The sequence below is a fragment of the Dyella sp. OK004 genome (assembly GCF_900114495.1).
Taxonomy (GTDB): Bacteria; Pseudomonadota; Gammaproteobacteria; order Xanthomonadales; family Rhodanobacteraceae; genus Dyella_D.
Genome location: NZ_FOZI01000001.1, coordinates 1,335,717 through 1,352,674, shown reverse-complemented (window position 1 = coordinate 1,352,674; position 16,958 = coordinate 1,335,717). Strand labels below are relative to the sequence as shown.

General features: G+C 63.7%; 10 protein-coding genes. 7 read left to right on the top strand and 3 right to left on the bottom strand.

Annotated features, from left to right (window positions below):
* Position 1: 1 nt before the first annotated feature.
* Together BM338_RS05885 and BM338_RS05880 are read left to right on the top strand one after the other, a co-directional pair.
* On the top strand, positions 2-1,204 hold the full coding sequence (locus BM338_RS05885) for an HlyD/EmrA/EmrK family protein (RefSeq protein WP_090449854.1): 1,203 nt from the start codon (positions 2-4) through the stop codon (positions 1,202-1,204).
* 152 nt (positions 1,205-1,356) lie between these two features.
* Entirely contained in the window at positions 1,357-2,886 is a 1,530-nt protein-coding gene (locus tag BM338_RS05880) for a DHA2 family efflux MFS transporter permease subunit (protein ID WP_090449853.1), read from the top strand.
* A 66-nt stretch (positions 2,887-2,952) separates the two neighbouring features.
* Here BM338_RS05880 and BM338_RS05875 read toward each other — a convergent pair whose 3' ends face one another.
* Positions 2,953-3,477: a lipid A 3-O-deacylase gene (locus BM338_RS05875; RefSeq protein ID WP_090449852.1), complete on the bottom strand. Its 525-nt coding sequence runs from the start codon at positions 3,475-3,477 to the stop codon at positions 2,953-2,955.
* Between the two features lie 220 nt (positions 3,478-3,697).
* Between BM338_RS05875 and BM338_RS05870 the strand changes: the two genes are divergently transcribed.
* From BM338_RS05870 to BM338_RS05850, 5 genes are all read left to right on the top strand, one after another.
* The gene (locus BM338_RS05870; protein WP_090449851.1) at positions 3,698-4,300 is read left to right on the top strand and encodes a DUF2239 family protein; all 603 of its coding nucleotides are present in this window, start codon (positions 3,698-3,700) and stop codon (positions 4,298-4,300) included.
* Between the two features lie 39 nt (positions 4,301-4,339).
* Positions 4,340-5,770 carry an MATE family efflux transporter gene (locus tag BM338_RS05865; RefSeq protein ID WP_090449850.1) on the top strand — a complete coding sequence of 477 codons (1,431 nt, stop codon included), beginning with the start codon at positions 4,340-4,342 and terminating at the stop codon, positions 5,768-5,770.
* A 106-nt stretch (positions 5,771-5,876) separates the two neighbouring features.
* Complete coding sequence (locus BM338_RS05860) at positions 5,877-7,502, top strand: multicopper oxidase family protein (protein ID WP_090449849.1); 1,626 nt, start codon at positions 5,877-5,879, stop codon at positions 7,500-7,502.
* Positions 7,503-7,709: 207 nt separating this feature from the next.
* Positions 7,710-9,761, top strand: a complete 2,052-nt coding sequence (locus tag BM338_RS05855) for an alkaline phosphatase family protein (RefSeq protein WP_255367197.1) — start codon at positions 7,710-7,712, stop codon at positions 9,759-9,761.
* A gap of 102 nt (positions 9,762-9,863) precedes the next feature.
* Positions 9,864-10,322, top strand: coding sequence for a DUF3617 domain-containing protein (locus BM338_RS05850; RefSeq protein WP_090449848.1), 459 nt, complete (start codon positions 9,864-9,866; stop codon positions 10,320-10,322).
* Positions 10,323-10,325: 3 nt separating this feature from the next.
* Here BM338_RS05850 and BM338_RS05845 read toward each other — a convergent pair whose 3' ends face one another.
* Positions 10,326-13,484 carry an efflux RND transporter permease subunit gene (locus BM338_RS05845; RefSeq protein ID WP_090449847.1) on the bottom strand — a complete coding sequence of 1,053 codons (3,159 nt, stop codon included), beginning with the start codon at positions 13,482-13,484 and terminating at the stop codon, positions 10,326-10,328.
* A gap of 260 nt (positions 13,485-13,744) precedes the next feature.
* Complete coding sequence (locus BM338_RS05840) at positions 13,745-16,906, bottom strand: efflux RND transporter permease subunit (RefSeq protein WP_090449846.1); 3,162 nt, start codon at positions 16,904-16,906, stop codon at positions 13,745-13,747.
* Between the last annotated feature and the right edge of the window lie 52 nt (positions 16,907-16,958).

The following is a 16,958-nucleotide window of genomic DNA, read 5'->3' as shown; positions in this document are numbered from 1 at the left end:
CATGTCTAGCCAAACTCCGCTCGCGGCCGACAACACAGCCGCCACCCAACAGCCGCCGAAGAATCGTCGCGGCTTCCTGCTGCGCCTGCTCGGCGTCGTGGTGGTGCTCGCCATCATCGGTTGGACCGCGTGGTACTTCCTCGACGGCCGCTGGTACGAGAGCACCGACGACGCCTACGTCAATGGCAACGTGGTGCAAATCACCCCGCAGGTGCCCGGCACCGTGGTCACCATCGGCGCCGATGACGGCGACCGCGTCCATGCCGGCGACGTGCTGGTGAAGCTCGACGGCAGCAATACCGAAGTAGCGCTGGCGGAAGCCAGGGCCAGTCTCGCCAGCACCGTGCGCAAGGTGCGCGGCCTGTACAGCAATGTGTCCGGTGCGCAGGCCGATGTGGCCGCGCGCAAGATCGCCGTCGACAAGGCCCGCCAGGACTTCAATCGCCGCCGCGATCTCGCCAAGTCCGGTGCGATCTCCGCCGAAGAGCTGTCACATGCGCAGGACACGCTGACCACAGCCGAAAGCGCGCTCACCGCCGCGCAGCAGCAGTACCAGACCAGCAAGGTGCTGGTGGACGACACCGTGGTCGCCTCCCATCCGGACGTGCAAACCGCGGCCGCCAAGCTGCGTCAGGCTTACCTGGACAACGAGCGCACCACCATCGTGGCGCCGGTCGACGGTTACGTCGCCAAGCGCTCAGTGCAGCTCGGCCAGCGCATCGCTCCCGGTGCGCCGCTGATGGCCGTAGTGCCGCTGCATCAGGTGTGGATCGACGCCAACTTCAAGGAAACCCAGCTGACCCATATGCGTATCGGCCAGCCGGTGGAGATCACCACTGACGTGTACGGCAGTTCGGTGAAGTACAAGGGCACGGTGCAGAGCCTGGGCGTCGGCACCGGCAGCGCGTTCTCCCTGCTGCCGGCGCAGAACGCCACCGGCAACTGGATCAAGATCGTGCAGCGTGTCCCGGTGCGTGTGTTCTTCAGCGATGCCAAGCAGCTCGATGAGCATCCGCTGCGCATCGGTCTGTCGACCGACGTGGAAGTGAGCCTGCACGACCAGAACGGCCCGATGCTGGCGACGCAGCCGCCGACCCGGCCAGCCTTCAGCACCGACGTCTATCAGAAGCAGCTGGCCAAGGCCGACGGCGTGATCGAACAGATCATCCACGCCAACATGGCCGGCAGTGATGCGACGAAGTAATTCGACTGACTCCCTCCCCTGTGTGAAGCAGGGGAGGGCTGGGGAGGGGTGAAGCCCGCGCGCCTTGTGGCGTTGTCACAAGAGCTCACCCCCTCCCAGCCTCCCTCTGCTTGCAGGGGGAGGGGCAACTTTCCCGGAGTGTCTCTAAGTCCATGAACACCCAATTCCGTCCGCCCAACATGGTGCTGGCCACCATCGGTCTGTCGCTGGCGACCTTCATGCAGGTGCTGGACACCACCATCGCCAACGTGTCGCTGCCGACCATCGCCGGCAACCTCGGCGTGAGCGTGAACCAGAGCACCTGGGTGATCACCTCGTTCGCGGTGAGCATGGCGATTTCGCTGCCACTCACCGGCTTCCTCACCCGCCGCTTCGGCGAGGTGAAGATGTTCATGTGGTCGACCCTGCTGTTCTCGCTGGCCTCGTTCTTGTGCGGTATCGCGCAGAGCATGCCGATGCTGATCCTGTTCCGCGCGATCCAGGGTGCGGTGGCCGGTCCGATGTACCCGGTAACGCAGGCGCTGCTGATCTCGATCTATCCACCTGCCAAACGCGGCATGGCGCTTGCGCTGCTGGCAATGGTGACGGTGGTGGCGCCGATCGCAGGCCCGATCCTCGGTGGCTGGATCACCGACAACTATTCCTGGCCGTGGATCTTCTTCATCAACGTGCCCATCGGCATCTTCGCCAGCATGGTCATCGCCAACCAGATGAAGGGACGCAACGACGTCACCCAACGGCCGAAGATCGACTATGTCGGCCTGATCACCCTGATCATCGGCGTCGGTGCGCTGCAGATCGTGCTGGACAAGGGCAACGACGAGGACTGGTTCAACTCCACCTTCATCGTGGTCACCGCCATCGTCGCGGTGATCGGCATCGCCGTATTCCTGATCTGGGAACTCACCGACAAGGAGCCTATCGTCGACCTGCGCCTGTTCCGGCATCGCAATTTCCGCTGGGGCACGCTGTCGCTGGTGCTGGCCTACGCCGCGTTCTTCGCCATCGGTCTGCTGGTGCCGCAATGGATGCAGCGCAATCTCGGCTACACCTCGACCTGGGCCGGCTTCGCCAGTGCGCCGCTGGGCATCCTGCCGGTGCTGCTCACCTTTATCGTGGGCAAGTACTCCACGCGTTTTGATCTGCGCCTGATCGCGTCGGTCTCGTTCCTGGTGATGGGCGCCACGAGTTTCCTGCGCTCAGAGTTCTTCCTGGACATCGACTTCATGCACATCGCCGGTGTGCAGTTGTTGCAGGGTCTCGGCGTGGCGCTGTTCTTCATGCCGGTGACCACGATCCTGCTATCCGATCTGCAACCGCACGAGATCGCCGCGGGCGGCGGCCTGGCCACCTTCCTGCGTACGCTGGGTGCGAGCTTCTCGGCGTCGCTTACCACTTTCATGTGGGATCACCGTGCGATCGTGCACCACGCGCAATTGACCGAGCACATCACGCCTTATGACACCACTGCGCAGCAGGCGATGAGCACGCTGGGCGGCGGCGATCAGCAAACGGCAGGTGCGATGATCAACCAGATGATTACGCAGCAGGGTTACCAGATCTCCTTCAACGAAGTGTTCCACGTACTCGGCTGGATCTTCGTGAGCCTGGTCCTGGTGGTATGGATGACCAAGCCACCATTTACCGCGAAGGCTGGACCGTCGGCGGGTGGCGGGCACTGATAACGCTCGCTCAAATGACAACGGCCCCGCTCGGGGCCGTTGTCATTTCCAGTACTGGTGATGGCTTTAGATATCCAGACCCACGCCTACCAACGCCATGGTCTCGCCACGGTTGGTGCCGTGCGTACCGCCGTTGGAGATGTGACGGATCTGGAAGCTGACGTACTTGCCCTGCCAGCCGACCGTGTTGACGAATTCGCCCACGCTGCTCAGTGCCTGGGTGCGGCCGGTCTGCACCGCGCCTTGCAGGCTGTAGAAGAAGCCGTGGTACCAGTCGCTGTCGCTGCCGTAATGAAGGCGCGCGCCGCCGGCGACCAGCCAGACGTCGTCCTTCATGGTGTAGCGGGCGTGTTCATAGCGGCGGCGATCGCGACCGCCGATCCAGCCGACTGAAACATCAGGCGACCAGGTGAAACGGGTATTGCCAATGGTATGGGGTGCGAAAACGGCTTCGACAAACGCGGTATTAGTGCCAAACGTATCCATGTAGCTGCGGCCGCCCTGCACTTCGATATGGGTAGCGGAGGCGGCGGTGGCAAAGCCGATAAGCGCGAGGGCGAGGGTGCTGCGGATGAGGTTGCGAGAAAGCATGGGGATTGCCTTTAAGAACCTGGTTCTTTTTGTGAACTATATGGTTCAATAAGTGTCGTCGAAGACGGGTGAAACCGTAAATCCCTGCAGCTCAGACACAGTGTTCTTCCAGGGAGAACAAAGGCGGGAAGCCCGTTTGCCATTATTTACCCGGATTTTATTGACGGCCCGCTTTGATCCGGGCAAAATCCGCGTCGCATCATTTTGCCCGGACTAAACCATGCGCCCCCATGACAGCCAAACCTGCACTGCTTTCGATGGCCACCGCCTGATCGCCTCCGGCCCGCTGACCGACGTAGCGCTCGCCACCAAGCGTGCGATCGACGCCGGTGCAGCCGGTCCGGTACTGGTCTTCGACGACCAGAGCAGCCTGCCGGTGGAAATCGATTTCCGCGGCACGCCCGACGAGGTGTTGTCGCGGCTGGCACTCACAGCGCCGGAAGCCGACAAGCCCACCACCGCTCGCGGCCCGGGCCGTCCCAAGTTGGGCGTGGTCGCGCGCGAAATCACCTTGCTGCCGCGGCATTGGGACTGGCTCGCCAGTCAGCCGGGCGGTGCCTCCGCCACGCTGCGTCGTCTGGTAGAAGATGCGCGGCGCGGACACCACGGCCATGAACGCGCACGTCGCTCTAGCGAAGCGCTCGACCGTTTCATGCAAGCCATGGGCGGCAACCTGCCGCATTACGAAGAAGCTTCCCGCGCCTACTGGCGCGGCGAGCGCGAACGTTTCGACGAACTCCTGCGCGACTGGCCGGCGGATGTGCGCGACCATGCGCGTCGTCTCGCCGCGGCGTCATGGGATGACGCCGTCGCCACGACCTGATCCAGTCCAACCACGCACCCCTTCCCTGGAATTCTCCGCATGTCTGCACTTGCCGCGCGTCAGCCGCTGCTTACCGAAGGACCGATTGCACGCACCCTGCTGATGTTCGCCTTGCCGATCCTTGGCAGCACGGTGCTGCAGTCGCTCAACGCATCCGTCAACGCCATGTGGATCGGTCACTTCATGGGCGAATCCGCGCTGGGTGGTGTGAGCAACGCCAGTCTGATTGTGTTTCTGTTGCTCACTGCGGTGTTCGGCGTAAGCATGGCCAGCACCATCCTGGTCGGCCAGAGTCTGGGCGCGCGCAATATGGTCGAAGCCAAGCGCGTGGTGGGCACCGGCGTAAGCTTCTTCGTCGCGCTGTCGGTGGCCGTATCCGTGTTCGGTTACTTCAATACCGAATGGATGCTTCGCCAGCTGGGCACGCCGCCTGATGCGCTTTCCTACGCGGCGCCGTACCTGCGCATGATCTTCGTGGCCATGCCGTCGATGTATTTCTACAACTTCCTGATGATGACCCTGCGCGGCGCGGGTGACGCACGCACGCCACTCGCGTTCATGGCTATGTCGGTGTTGCTGGACATCGCACTCAACCCGCTGCTGATGTTCGGCTGGGGTCCCATACCGGCCATGGGCATCGTCGGTTCATCCACCGCCACGCTGATTTCGCAGAGCATCGCGTTGATCGCGCTGATCACTACGCTCTACGCGCGCAAACATTTCCTGCGCCTCACACGTGCCGAGCTGGCTTACCTGCGGCCGGATGCGACCATCCTGCGCTCGCTGATCTTCAAAGGCCTGCCCATGGGCCTGCAGATGATCGTGATCTCCTCTTCGGCCATGCTCATGATGCGCCTGGTCAACGGTTTCGGTTCGCATACCACCGCGGCGTACGGTGCGGCCTCCCAGTTGTGGAACTACGTACAGATGCCGGCCATGGCGATCGGCGCGGCAGTGTCATCGATGGCCGCGCAGAACGTGGGCGCACAGCTGTGGGATCGGGTGAGCCGCATCGCCAAGGTCGGCGTGGCCTACAACTTCCTGCTCAGCGGCGCTCTGATTGCGGTGATCTACGTGTTCAATCGCGCTGCGTTGAACCTGTTCCTGCCAGGCCATGGTGAAGCGCTGACCTTGGCGCAGCACCTCAACATGATCGCCGTATGGTCTTTCATGTTCTTCGGCGTCACCTTCGTGCTGTTCGGCGTGGTGCGCTCCACCGGCGCGGTATGGCCGCCACTGATTATCCTCACCATCTCGATGTGGCTGATCCGTCCGCCATTCGCCTATGCGCTGATGCCCAGCATCGGCGCGGATGCGATCTGGTGGAGCTTCCCTCTGGGCTCGCTGGCTTCGATGTTGATGGCCATGGCGTATTACCGCCGGGGCGGGTGGCGCAAGGCGCGTATGTTGTCGGCGCCAGTGGGCAAGCCGGCGACCATGGACAAGCCCTTGCCGGTCGGGGCGGAATAGGCACTGCCACGCCACTGTCATTTGCGTTTCCTAACGTGCGTCGCATGACCGGCGCACGTGCTCCCCGCAAGCCATCCTGCATCTTCGGCAAGGACATGCTCCGCGCATGAGTGTGTCGCGCCGCCAGTTCCTGCTCGCGACTGGCGGCTTGCTCGGCCTTCCCGCGCTCGGATCATGGCGCCCGGCATGGGCGCATGAAGGCCGCATGCTGGCCGCGCAGCTTGCCGAACCCAAGAAGCCGCTGATCAATCCGGCGACGCTGGCGCGCTTCGTCGATCCGCTACCGATCCCACTAATACAGGCGCCGTACGAACAGCGCGTGCATCCGGCGTACCCCCAGCGCAAGTTGCCCTACTACCGGATGGAGATGCGTGCGTTCCAGTCGCGCCTGCATCGTGATCTGCCGCCCACGACCCAGTGGGGTTATCAGGGAAGCATGCCGGGTCCGACACTGCAGGCGATGCGCGGCGAACCCATGTTGGTGGAATGGGTCAATGCGCTGCCGCAACAGCATCTGCTGCCGGTCGACCACCGCATTCACGGCGCTGAACGTACGAAGCCGGAGGTACGCGCGGTGACTCATGTGCATGGCGCGCGCGTACCCGCGGATAGCGACGGCTGGCCAGAAGACTGGCTCGCGCCCGGACGTTCGGCGCTGTACCACTACCCGAACGCGCAGGACGCTGCCACGCTCTGGTATCACGATCACGCCATGGGCATCACCCGGCTCAACATCTACGCGGGTTTGCTGGGCGCGTTCATCGTGCGCGATCCGGAAGAGCAGGTGCTGGGTCTGCCTTCCGGCGACTGCGATCTGCCGCTGATCCTGTGCGACCGCCTGATCGCACAGGACGGCGCGCTCTACTACCCCGTCTCCGACGATCCGGACGCGCCATGGGTGTCGGAGTGCTACGGCAACGCCGTGCTGTGCAATGGCAAGTTGTTCCCCTACGCCGAGGTCGAACCGCGTCGCTACCGCCTGCGCCTGATCAACGCCGCCAATGCGCGGCACTTCAATCTCTCGTTGACCCACCGCCGCTCATTCACGCAGATCGCCAGCGATCAAGGACTGTTGCCTGCGCCGGTCGAGCGCGAACGCATCGAGCTCTATCCAGCCGAGCGCGCCGAGGTGGTGGTGGACTTCGCCGGTATGGATGGCCAGACCATCGAGTTGCGCGAGCAGTCGGACGCGATCCTGCAATTCCGCGTGCGCGATCGCGGCCGTCGCGATGCCGCTGCATTGCCTACCGTTCTGCGCGCGGTGCCGCGCATCGATCCAGCCAGCGCTGTGCGCGATCGCGTGCTGACCCTCGGCGAGATGGACGACGCCAACGGCGGCGCGATGATGATGACGCTCGGCGGCCAGCATTGGTCCGCGCCGATTAGCGAAACGCCGCGCCAGGACAGCGTAGAAATCTGGAGCCTCGTCAATCTCACCGGTGACGTGCATCCGATCCATCTGCATCTGGTGCGCTTCCAGGTGATCGAGCGGCGGCCGTTCGATCTGTTCGCATGGAATGCGCATCGCACGTTGAAATACACCGGGCCCGGTGTACCGCCACCGCCGCACGAAGCAGGATGGAAAGACACCGTGCGCGCCGATCCCGGCATGGTCACGCGCATCGTCATGCGCTTCGAGGGCGAGCCCGGACGCTACGTCTGGCACTGCCATCTGCTCGAGCATGAAGACAACGAAATGATGCGCCCCTTCATGCTGCTGCCTCGCACGTAAACAACGCTTTTTTCTGCGTTTACGCAAAGGCTTGCGCTTTGTCGCAGCACTGTCATGCAAGGCGTCTTCGTTGTCGCGCGATCGCCAACGGAACGTCATCCACGCGGACCAGACTTTCGCGTGGCCGGCTCGCTATCCACTAGCGCCGGCCGAACCAGGGGGATCACTCGACGGCAGCCTTTCCGCAGGCCTGCAGGAGTACAAGTCATGCCCATTCCGTTCGGCCGCAAGCGTTTCCTTCCGCTCGTTCTCGGCGCGCTCGTCACCGGCCTGGCCGGCGTCGTCAGCGCGCAGGACACCACGCCACCTGAAAAAGACGCCCAGTTCCGCCACGACCTGCCGCGTGCCGGCGTCACACCGCGCAGCGGCGTGCCCGGTGGTATCCAGGCCCTGCATATGCCCGGTGATGCGCAGGATCGCAGCAACCGCACGCGCACGCCGATCAAGCATGTGATCCTGATCATCGGCGAGAACCGCACCTTCGACCATGTGTACGCCACTTACACGCCGCCGAAGGGACAGAGCGTGCACAACCTGCTGTCGGAGGGCATCGTCAAGGCTGACGGTACACCCGGCCCGAACGTGGCACTCGCGCAGCAATGGCAAGCCACCAACACCGGGGCCTACTCGCTCGCGCCCACACGCACTGCACCGTACGCGGCACTGCCGGCGATGAATACCGGTGGCGCACCGACCCAGCCCTACTTCGCTTCCGCCGCGCAGGCGCAGGCGATCGAACCGGGCCTGCCCACCGGCGACTACGAGCAACTCGCCAGCGGCGGCACGGGCCTGCCTAACCACGTGCTCGACACGCGCTTTCCCAGCCATCTACCGAACGCGCCGGTCGATATGAGCGCCTCGCTCAGCTACAACGACTACGCCAACAGCCCGGTGCATCGCTTCTTCCAGATGTGGCAGCAGCTCGATTGTTCCCACATGGCCGCCACGCCGGCCAATCCCAGCGGTTGTCGCAATGACTTGTTCCCCTGGGTGGAAACCAGCGTCGGCGCGGGCGCCAACGGCAAGCCGCTGCCGGCCGGCTTCAATGAGCAGACCACCGGCGAAGGCTCCACCGCCATGCAGTTCCTCAACATGGCCAAGGGCGACGCGCCCTACTTCGAAGAGCTGGCGCGCACTTACGCGTTGAGCGACAACTTCCACCAGTCTGTGATGGGCGGTACCGGCGCCAATCACATCATGCTCGGCTTCGGCAGCCCGATTTACTACGCCGACGCCAACGGCCGTCCCGCGGTGCCGCCGTCCAACCAGATCGAGAATCCCGATGCCCAGCCGGGCACCAACAACTGGTACGTGCAGGACGGCTACGGTGGCGGCTCCTACGTCAACTGCGCCGATGACAGCCAGCCCGGCGTCGATTCGATCAAGGACTATCTGCACGGCCTGCCGTATCGCAGCTTCCGTGGTGGCGACTGCCAGCGCGGCGCGTACTACCTGGTGAACAACTACAACCCCGGCTATCTCGGCGATGGCACGCCGGCACCGCTGGGCGCCAATCAGTTCACCATCCCGCCGACCCGGCAGGAAAACCTCGCCCTGCTGCTGAGCCGCCATCACGTGAGCTGGAAGTACTACGGCGAAGGCTGGGGCGACGGCAAGGAAAACGGCGAGGCCGGCACCTACTGCAACATCTGCAACCCGTTCCTGTATTCGACGCAGGTGATGACCAATCCCAAGCTGCGCCAGAACAACCAGGATCTCAACGATCTCTATACGGACATCCAGAACAACACTTTGCCGGCGGTATCCATCGCCAAGCCGGACGGCATCCTGGACGGCCATCCGGCCTCGTCCAAGCTCGGTGTGTTCGAAGGCTACGTGAAGAAGATCGTCGACATGGCCAAGGCTAATCCGGACGTGTGGAAAGACACCGCGATCATGGTGACGTTCGACGAAGGCGGCGGCTATTGGGATTCGGGCTACATCCAGCCGGTCGATTTCTTCGGCGACGGTACGCGCATTCCGCTGCTGGTGATCTCGCGCTACTCCACCGGCGGTCGCGTGGTGCACACGTACTACGACCATGTGTCCTTCGACAAATTCGTCGAGGCCAACTGGCGCCTGCACGAACGGATCTCGTCGCGCAGTCGCGACAACTTGCCCAACCCGATTGCGCTGGCCAGCAACCCGTACGTACCGGTGAACGCCCCGGCCATCGGCAATCTGATGAGCATGTTCGACTTTGGCTATGCCCGCGCGTCGGATCATGAGGATGACGACGACAACGATGCACGGAACTGACGCATGACGCGTCCCCGCGCATGCCAAGGGGCATGCGAGGCCACGGTGCCGGCGCCAAGGGATATGGCGCCGGCAGGGCTTATCCAAGTGTGGAGTTCAGGTATGACGATTCGTGAATCAAGACGGCTCCGACCCAGCCGCCTGCATGGCATCGCCGCTTTAATACTCGCCAGCGCTGCCTGGTTGGCGCACGCCGATTCCGGTGACTTCCAAGCCATGCCTGGCTTGTGGAAGATCGTCACGCACACCGTCACGCATGGCCGCGTGGGTCCGGATGGCGTGGAGTGGCGCTGCGTGGATGAAGACGCGGACCCCTGGGCGGAATTCGCTCGCCTCGCGCCATCCAGCGATGCCCATTGCGAGCGCGGCGACGAACAGCGCAGCCGTACGTCGCTGGTATGGAGCATGAGGTGTGCCGCACCGGCATCGGCGAAAGCGCGCGGCAGGATCGACTTCGATACGGCAGAGCACTACAGCGGAAGCGTCACCAGCAACAGCGGCGCTGAACTGGTGCGCGTCGAAGGCCGCCGCTATGCGGCCTGCACCAGTCCCAAGGATTGAGCGTCAGGCCGTCTGGCTGGCGGCCTTCAACGCGCGCTTCGCGGCCTTGCGTGCCTTACGCGCGGCCTTGCGTTCCTTGCGGTCGTGATTCCACAGGTAGATCGCTGGCGTGCTCAGCAAAGTCAGCAGCTGCGACACCAGCAGGCCACCGACGATGGCGACGCCCAGCGGCTGGCGCATCTCCGAACCCACACCGAAGCCGATGGCCAGCGGCAGCGCCGCACCCATCGCCACCAGCGTGGTCATGGTGATCGGACGGAAGCGCACCAGCGCGGCTTCGCGAATCGCATCCGGCGGCGACAGACCGCGTTCGCGCTGAGCCACCAGGGCGAAGTCCACCATCAGGATGGCGTTCTTTTTCACGATGCCGATCAGCATCAGGATCGCGATGATCGCCATCAGCGTGAGCTGAGTCTGCGTCACCAGCATCGCCAGGAACGCACCCATGCCTGCAGCCGGCAAGGTGGAAAGAATGGTGAGCGGATGGCCCAGGCTTTCGTAAAGAATGCCCAGAACGATGTACATCGCCAGGATCGATGCCAGCAGCAACACCATGCCGTTCGATTTGGCCTGTTGCAGGCGCTGGTTGTCGCCGGTGAACTCCACCTTCACACCCGCCGGCAAGTTCACCGCGATGGCCGCCTGCTGGACCAGGGCCACGCCGCGATCCTGCTGCACGTTCTCCGCCAGGTTGTAGCGGATGGTGGAGGCTTCCAGCTGATTGTGATGACGGATGCGCGTGGGGCTGATGTTGGGCTTGATGCTTGCCACCGCGGACAGCGGAATCATCAGGCCCTGGTTGTTGCGCACGCGGATGTTGAGCAGTGACTCCGGACTCAGCGACTGCGCCGCCGCGGAAGTCAGCACCACCCAGTATTGATTGATGTCGGAATAGATCACCGACACCTGGCGCTGGCCGAAGGAGTTGAACAGCGCGGTATCGATCATGCCCATGCCCACCTGCAGGCGGCTGGCGGCTTCGCGATCCACTTTCAGCAACTGCTGCTTGCCAGTGAGATCGAAATTGCTGGTGACGTCGCGCAGATCCTTCAGCGTGCGCATATAGCGCACCATCTTCAGCGTCCACGGCTGCAAGTCATCACCGCTGGTGCCGATCAGCTGGAACTCGTACTTGCCGCCGCCGTCACCGCTGCCGCCACCGCCAAGGAACTGCACCAGGCTCAAAGACACTTTGATGTCCGGCAGCAGGTCGTACTGCTTGCTCAGCCGTTCCATCACCTTCTTAGCGCTGTCGCGGCGATCGTTGGGACCGTTGCCGAGCGGCTTGAGGTCGACAAACATGCTTCCCGCATTGCCTACCGCGCCATTGCCGTCATTCGAGCCTAGCGTGGTCAGCACATCGAGCACAGCTGGATCGGCTTCCATGATCTCGGCAGCGCGCTTGGCACGCGTGGCCATCAGATTGGGCGAAATGTTGGCGTCCGCGCGGATATCACCCTGGATCATGCCGATATCTTCCTCCGGCATGAAATTGCCGCCAGCCGTTTTCACCACGGCCATGGCCAGCACGACGGTGAGGATCAGCAAGATCAGCGGCTGCCAGCGCATGATCCGGCGATGGTGCATGGCCCAGTCCAGCGATCGCTCGTAGACGCGGTGCAGGCCGCGGTCGAAACGCTCCAGCGCCCGTTCCATCCGGCCCGGCGTGCGGGTGCCCGGTTCGTCGTGGGTGAGAAAGTAAGCGCACAGTGCCGGCGTCAGTGTTAGCGACACCAGCGCTGAAATCACCACCGCCACCGTCAGGGTCACCGAGAACTCGCGCAGCAGCATGATCAGCATGTTGTTGCCGAACAGCAGCGGCGCGAACACCGCCACCAGCGACAAAGTGATCGATATCACCGTGAAGCCGATCTCGCGTACACCGATCAGCGCTGCCTGCAGCGGCGGCTCGCCATGCTCCATATGGCGCACGATGTTTTCGATCACCACGATGGCGTCGTCCACCACGAAGCCGATGCACAGCACCAGCGCCACCAGCGACAAGGTGTTGAGGGTGTAGCCGAGGAAGTACATCACCACGAAGGCGCCGGCCAGCGACAGCGGCACGCTGAGCGTCGCGATCAAGGTCGGGCGCAGCCGGCGCAGGAACACCAGCATCACCAGCACCACCATCACGATACTGATCAGCAGCGCCACCTGTACTTCATGCAGTGCCGACTTGGTGGTCTGGGTAAGGTCGAAGATCGGCGTGATCACCACGTCCGCCGGCATCCACTGGCCGAACTCCGGCAGGCGCTTGCGGATCTCGTCCACGGTGGCCACGGCGTTGGCCTCGGCGCGCTTGCTGATCTGCATCCCCACCGTCGTCTTGCCGTTGAACCAGGCGCCTTGGTAGATATCCTGCTGGCCACTGGTGACCCGGGCCACGTCGGAGAGCCGCACTGGGGTGCCGTTCTTCACCGAGATAAGCAGCTTGCCGAATTCCTCGGGCGTATGCAGCGAGTCGTTCGCGGTGACGGTGGTCTGCGTGTGACCGTCGCTGAGAATGCCCTGCGGCGAAGTGACGTTGGCCGCGCGCAAGGCATTGCTCACGTCGTCCGCGCTCAACTTTTTGGCGGCCAGCGCATTGGTGTCCAGCTCGATGCGCACCGCGTGTGGTGTGCCGCCGAACACCTGCACCTGCGCCACGCCCGGCACCTGCGCCACGGCAGGCTTGAGCAAAGTGTCGGCAAGGTCGTACAGCTTGTCCGGCGGCAGGCTGGTGGAGGTCAGCGAGACCAGCAGGATGGGAATCTGCGAGGTGTCGAACTTGAAGTATTGCGGCAGCGAGGGCATGCCCGTGGGCAGGTCCACCGCGGCGGCATTGATCGCAGCCTGCACATCGCGCGCCGCCTTGTCGGCGCTGCGCCCGAAGGTGAAACGTACCTGCACCGTGGCCGAGCCCTCGGTGGCATTGCCGTACATCTCTTCCACGCCGGGAATGCGGCCGAGATGGCGTTCCAGCGGAGCAAGCACCGTGGTGGCCATGGTCTGCGCACTGGCGCCCGGCATCGAGGACACCACGAACACGCCCGGAAATTCCAGCGACGGCAACGCCGCCACGCCGAGCAGCCGATAGGCGAACAGGCCGGCCAGCAGCAGGCCGAGGGCCAACAGCGAGGTGCCGACAGGGCGGCGGATCAGTGGCGCAAAGATATTCACGAGGTTTCCGTACCGGGCTTTCTTTGTGCGGGCCGCGCCAAGCCAGCGCGGCAAGGCAACAGGGGGAAAAGCGCGTCAGCGCGCGCGGCACCGGAGGCGTGGGCAATCATATCGACTATATGCCTGTGCCGGCATGGCGCGCGTATGTGCCGCAAGTCCGCACCCTGCCAAAAGGCGGGGGCCTTTCACCCCCTCCCAACCTCCCCTTGTCCCACGGGACTAGCTTCGCGTAGCAAGAAGGGGAGGAGTCAGGGCTGAGATCAGGCGGCCTGTCCTGCCGCCTTCAGTGCGCGCTTTTCCGCGCGCCGGGCTTTGCGCGCCGCCTTGCGCAGCTGGTGGTCGTGATTCCACAGATAGATCGCCGGCGTGCTGAGCAGCGTCAGCAGCTGCGACACCAGCAGGCCACCAACGATGGCCACGCCCAGCGGCTGACGCGTTTCCGAGCCGATGCCGAAACCGATCGCCAGCGGCAGTGCGGCGCCGATTGCCACCAGCGTGGTCATGGTGATCGGGCGGAAGCGCACCAGCGCAGCCTCGCGGATCGCCTCGGGCGGCGACAGCCCGCGCTCGCGCTGGGCGACCAGGGCGAAGTCCACCATCAGGATCGCGTTCTTTTTCACGATGCCGATCAGCATCAGGATCGCGATCACGCCGATCAGCGACATCGGCGTCTGCGTGACCAGCATGGCCAGGAATGCGCCCATGCCGGCCGCCGGCAGCGTGGAGAGAATCGTCAGCGGCTGACCGAGGCTCTCGTAGAGCATGCCCAGCACGATGTACATCGCCAGGATCGAGCCGGTCAGCAGCAGCCAGGTGTTGTTCTGGCTTTCTTCCAGTTGCTGGTTCTCGCCGGTGTAGGCCAGCTTCACGCCGGCCGGGAGCTGCGCGTGGTCGAGCACGTCCTCGATCAGCTTCATGCCCTTGTCGCGCGGAAAATCCGGCGGCAGGTTGTAATAAATGTTGGCCGACTCGAGCTGGTTGTAGTGATTGACGATCGACGGCGAGACATTGGGCTCGATATGCGCCACCGCCGACAGCGGCACCATGCCGCCCTTCATGTTGCGCACGTAGGTGTTGAGCAAGGTCTCCGGACTGAGCGAATGCTCGGCCGATGAAGTGAGCACCACCCAGTACTGGTTGATGTCGGAATAGATGATCGACACCTGGTTCTGACCGAAAGCGTTGTACAGCGCGGTATCGACCATGCCCATGTTGATCTGCAGCCGGCTGGCGGCGTAGCGGTCGACTCGCAGCATCTGCTGCTTGTCGGTGGCGTCGTAATCACTGGTGACGTCGCGGAACGTATTTATCGCCCGCATCATCTTGGTGATCTTGAACACCCACGGCTGCAGTTCGACGCTGCTATTGCTGCTGATCAGCTGGAAACTCTCGCTGCCGGTACCGCCACCACCGCCGCCGCCATTGAAGAAGCTGAGCGAATTCAGCGACACCTGGATTTCGGGTAGCACTTCAAACTGTTTGCGCAGGCGGGCGATGACTTCGTCAATGTGTTCCTTGCGCTCGTCCGGTCCGTTGCCGCGCGACTTCACGTCGATATACATGGTGGCCTGGCTGCCCACCGCACCGCCGGCATTGTCGCTGCCGAGATAAGTGGTGACGTCGCGAATGGCCGGGTCGGCCTGCACGATCGCCGCAGCGCGCTGCGCGCGTTCGGCCATCAACGTGGGCGAGATGTTGGCATCGGCGCGGATGCTGCCGCGGATCAGGCCGATGTCTTCCTTCGGCATGAAGTTGAAGCCGGCAGTTTTCACCACCGCCATGGCAAGTCCGATGGTAAGCAGCAATAGGATCAGCGGCTGCCAGCGCATCAGCCGGCGATGATGCAAGGCCCAGTCCAGGCCACGCTCATAGGTACTATGCAAACGCTGATCGAAACGTTCGACCGCGCGTTCGATGCGCCCGGGTTCGCGTGCGCCGGCGGCCTCCTGCGTAAGCAGGCGGCCACACAAGGCGGGCGTCAGGGTCAACGAGATGATGGCCGAGATCACCACTGCGGCGGTCAGCGTCACCGAAAACTCGCGCATGATCAGGGTGAACTGGCTGTTGCCAAACAGCAGCGGCACAAACACCGCCACCAGCGACAAGGTGATCGACACCACGGTGAAGCCGATCTCGCGCACGCCCACCAGCGAGGCCGGCAGCGCCTGCTCGCCGTGCTCCATATGGCGCACGATGTTCTCGATCACCACGATGGCATCGTCGACGACGAAGCCGATGCACAGCACCAGCGCCACCAGCGACAGCGTGTTGAGTGTGTATCCCAGCGACCACATCACGATGAAAGCGCCGGCGAGCGACAGCGGCACGCTGAGCATGGCGATCAGGGTCGGTCGCAGCCGGCGCAGGAACACCAGCATCACCACCGCCACCATCAGAATGCTAAGCAGCAGGGCGATCTCCACCTCATGCAGCGCCGACTTGGTAGTCAGGGTGAGGTCGAAGATCGGAGTGATTTGTATGTCGGCCGGCAGCCATGACTGCATCTCCGGCAACTTGGCGCGGATCGCGTCGGCGGTCGCCACGGCGTTGGCCTCGGGGCGCTTGCTGATGCGCACGGTGACCGAGCGGGTGCTGTTGAACCAGGCAGCCTGATACTCATCCTGCTGGCCGCTGACCACGTGCGCTACGTCGGAGAGTCGCACCGGTGTGCCGTTGTGCATCGCGATCAGCAGTGAGGCGAACTCCTCCGGTTCGTGCAGCGCATCGTTGGCGGTCACCGTCATCTGCGTCACGCCATCGGTCAACGTGCCTTGCGGTGAGGTGACGTTGGCCGCGCGCAAGGCATTGCGCACGTCATTGGCGGTCAGCCCCATCGCCGCCAGCGCGGCGTTGTTCAACTCCACTCGCACCGCCTTGGGCCGGCCACCCATGACGCGCACCCTGGCTACGCCGGGAATCTGCGACAAAGTCGGCTTGATCAGCGTGTCGGCGAGATCGAACAGTTTGTCCGGCGGCTGGGTTTGCGAGGTGATCGACAGCAGCAGCACCGGCATCTGCGCCGTACTGAACTTGTAGTACTGCGGTGGCACGGTGAGGCTCGGGGGCAGATCCGGCGCCGATGCGTTGATCGCCGCCTGTACGTCGCGCGCCAGTTTGTCGGTCGACTTGCCCGGTTCGAACAACAGGATGATCGAAGTGGAGCCGTCGTTGTTCTCCGAACTCATCTCCTTGATGCCGGGGATGCGCCCGAGGTGACGCTCCAGCGGCGCCGCCACGGTGGATGCCATGGTCTGCGCGCTGGCGCCGGGTACCTCGGCGTAGACCGACATGCCGGGAAATTCCAGCGCGGGCAGCGCGGCGACGCCGAGCAGCAGGTAGGTCCAGAACCCGGCCAAGGCCAGGCCCAGGGCCAGCAGCGAGGTGCCGATCGGTCGACGTATCAGTGGTGCAAAGATGTTCACGCGTTCCCCGGACCACTTGGGTCTTGCGCCTTCCGTTCACGGGGGTGGACGG

Excerpts from the sequence above, each read along its gene's own strand:
- BM338_RS05885 (WP_090449854.1), top strand. The coding sequence starts at position 2 with ATGTCTAGCCAAACTCCGCTCGCGGCCGACAACACAGCCGCCACCCAA.
- BM338_RS05880 (WP_090449853.1), top strand. The coding sequence starts at position 1,357 with ATGAACACCCAATTCCGTCCGCCCAACATGGTGCTGGCCACCATCGGT.
- BM338_RS05875 (WP_090449852.1), bottom strand. The coding sequence starts at position 3,477 with ATGCTTTCTCGCAACCTCATCCGCAGCACCCTCGCCCTCGCGCTTATC.
- BM338_RS05870 (WP_090449851.1), top strand. The coding sequence starts at position 3,698 with ATGCGCCCCCATGACAGCCAAACCTGCACTGCTTTCGATGGCCACCGC.
- BM338_RS05865 (WP_090449850.1), top strand. The coding sequence starts at position 4,340 with ATGTCTGCACTTGCCGCGCGTCAGCCGCTGCTTACCGAAGGACCGATT.
- BM338_RS05860 (WP_090449849.1), top strand. The coding sequence starts at position 5,877 with ATGAGTGTGTCGCGCCGCCAGTTCCTGCTCGCGACTGGCGGCTTGCTC.
- BM338_RS05855 (WP_255367197.1), top strand. The coding sequence starts at position 7,710 with ATGCCCATTCCGTTCGGCCGCAAGCGTTTCCTTCCGCTCGTTCTCGGC.
- BM338_RS05850 (WP_090449848.1), top strand. The coding sequence starts at position 9,864 with ATGACGATTCGTGAATCAAGACGGCTCCGACCCAGCCGCCTGCATGGC.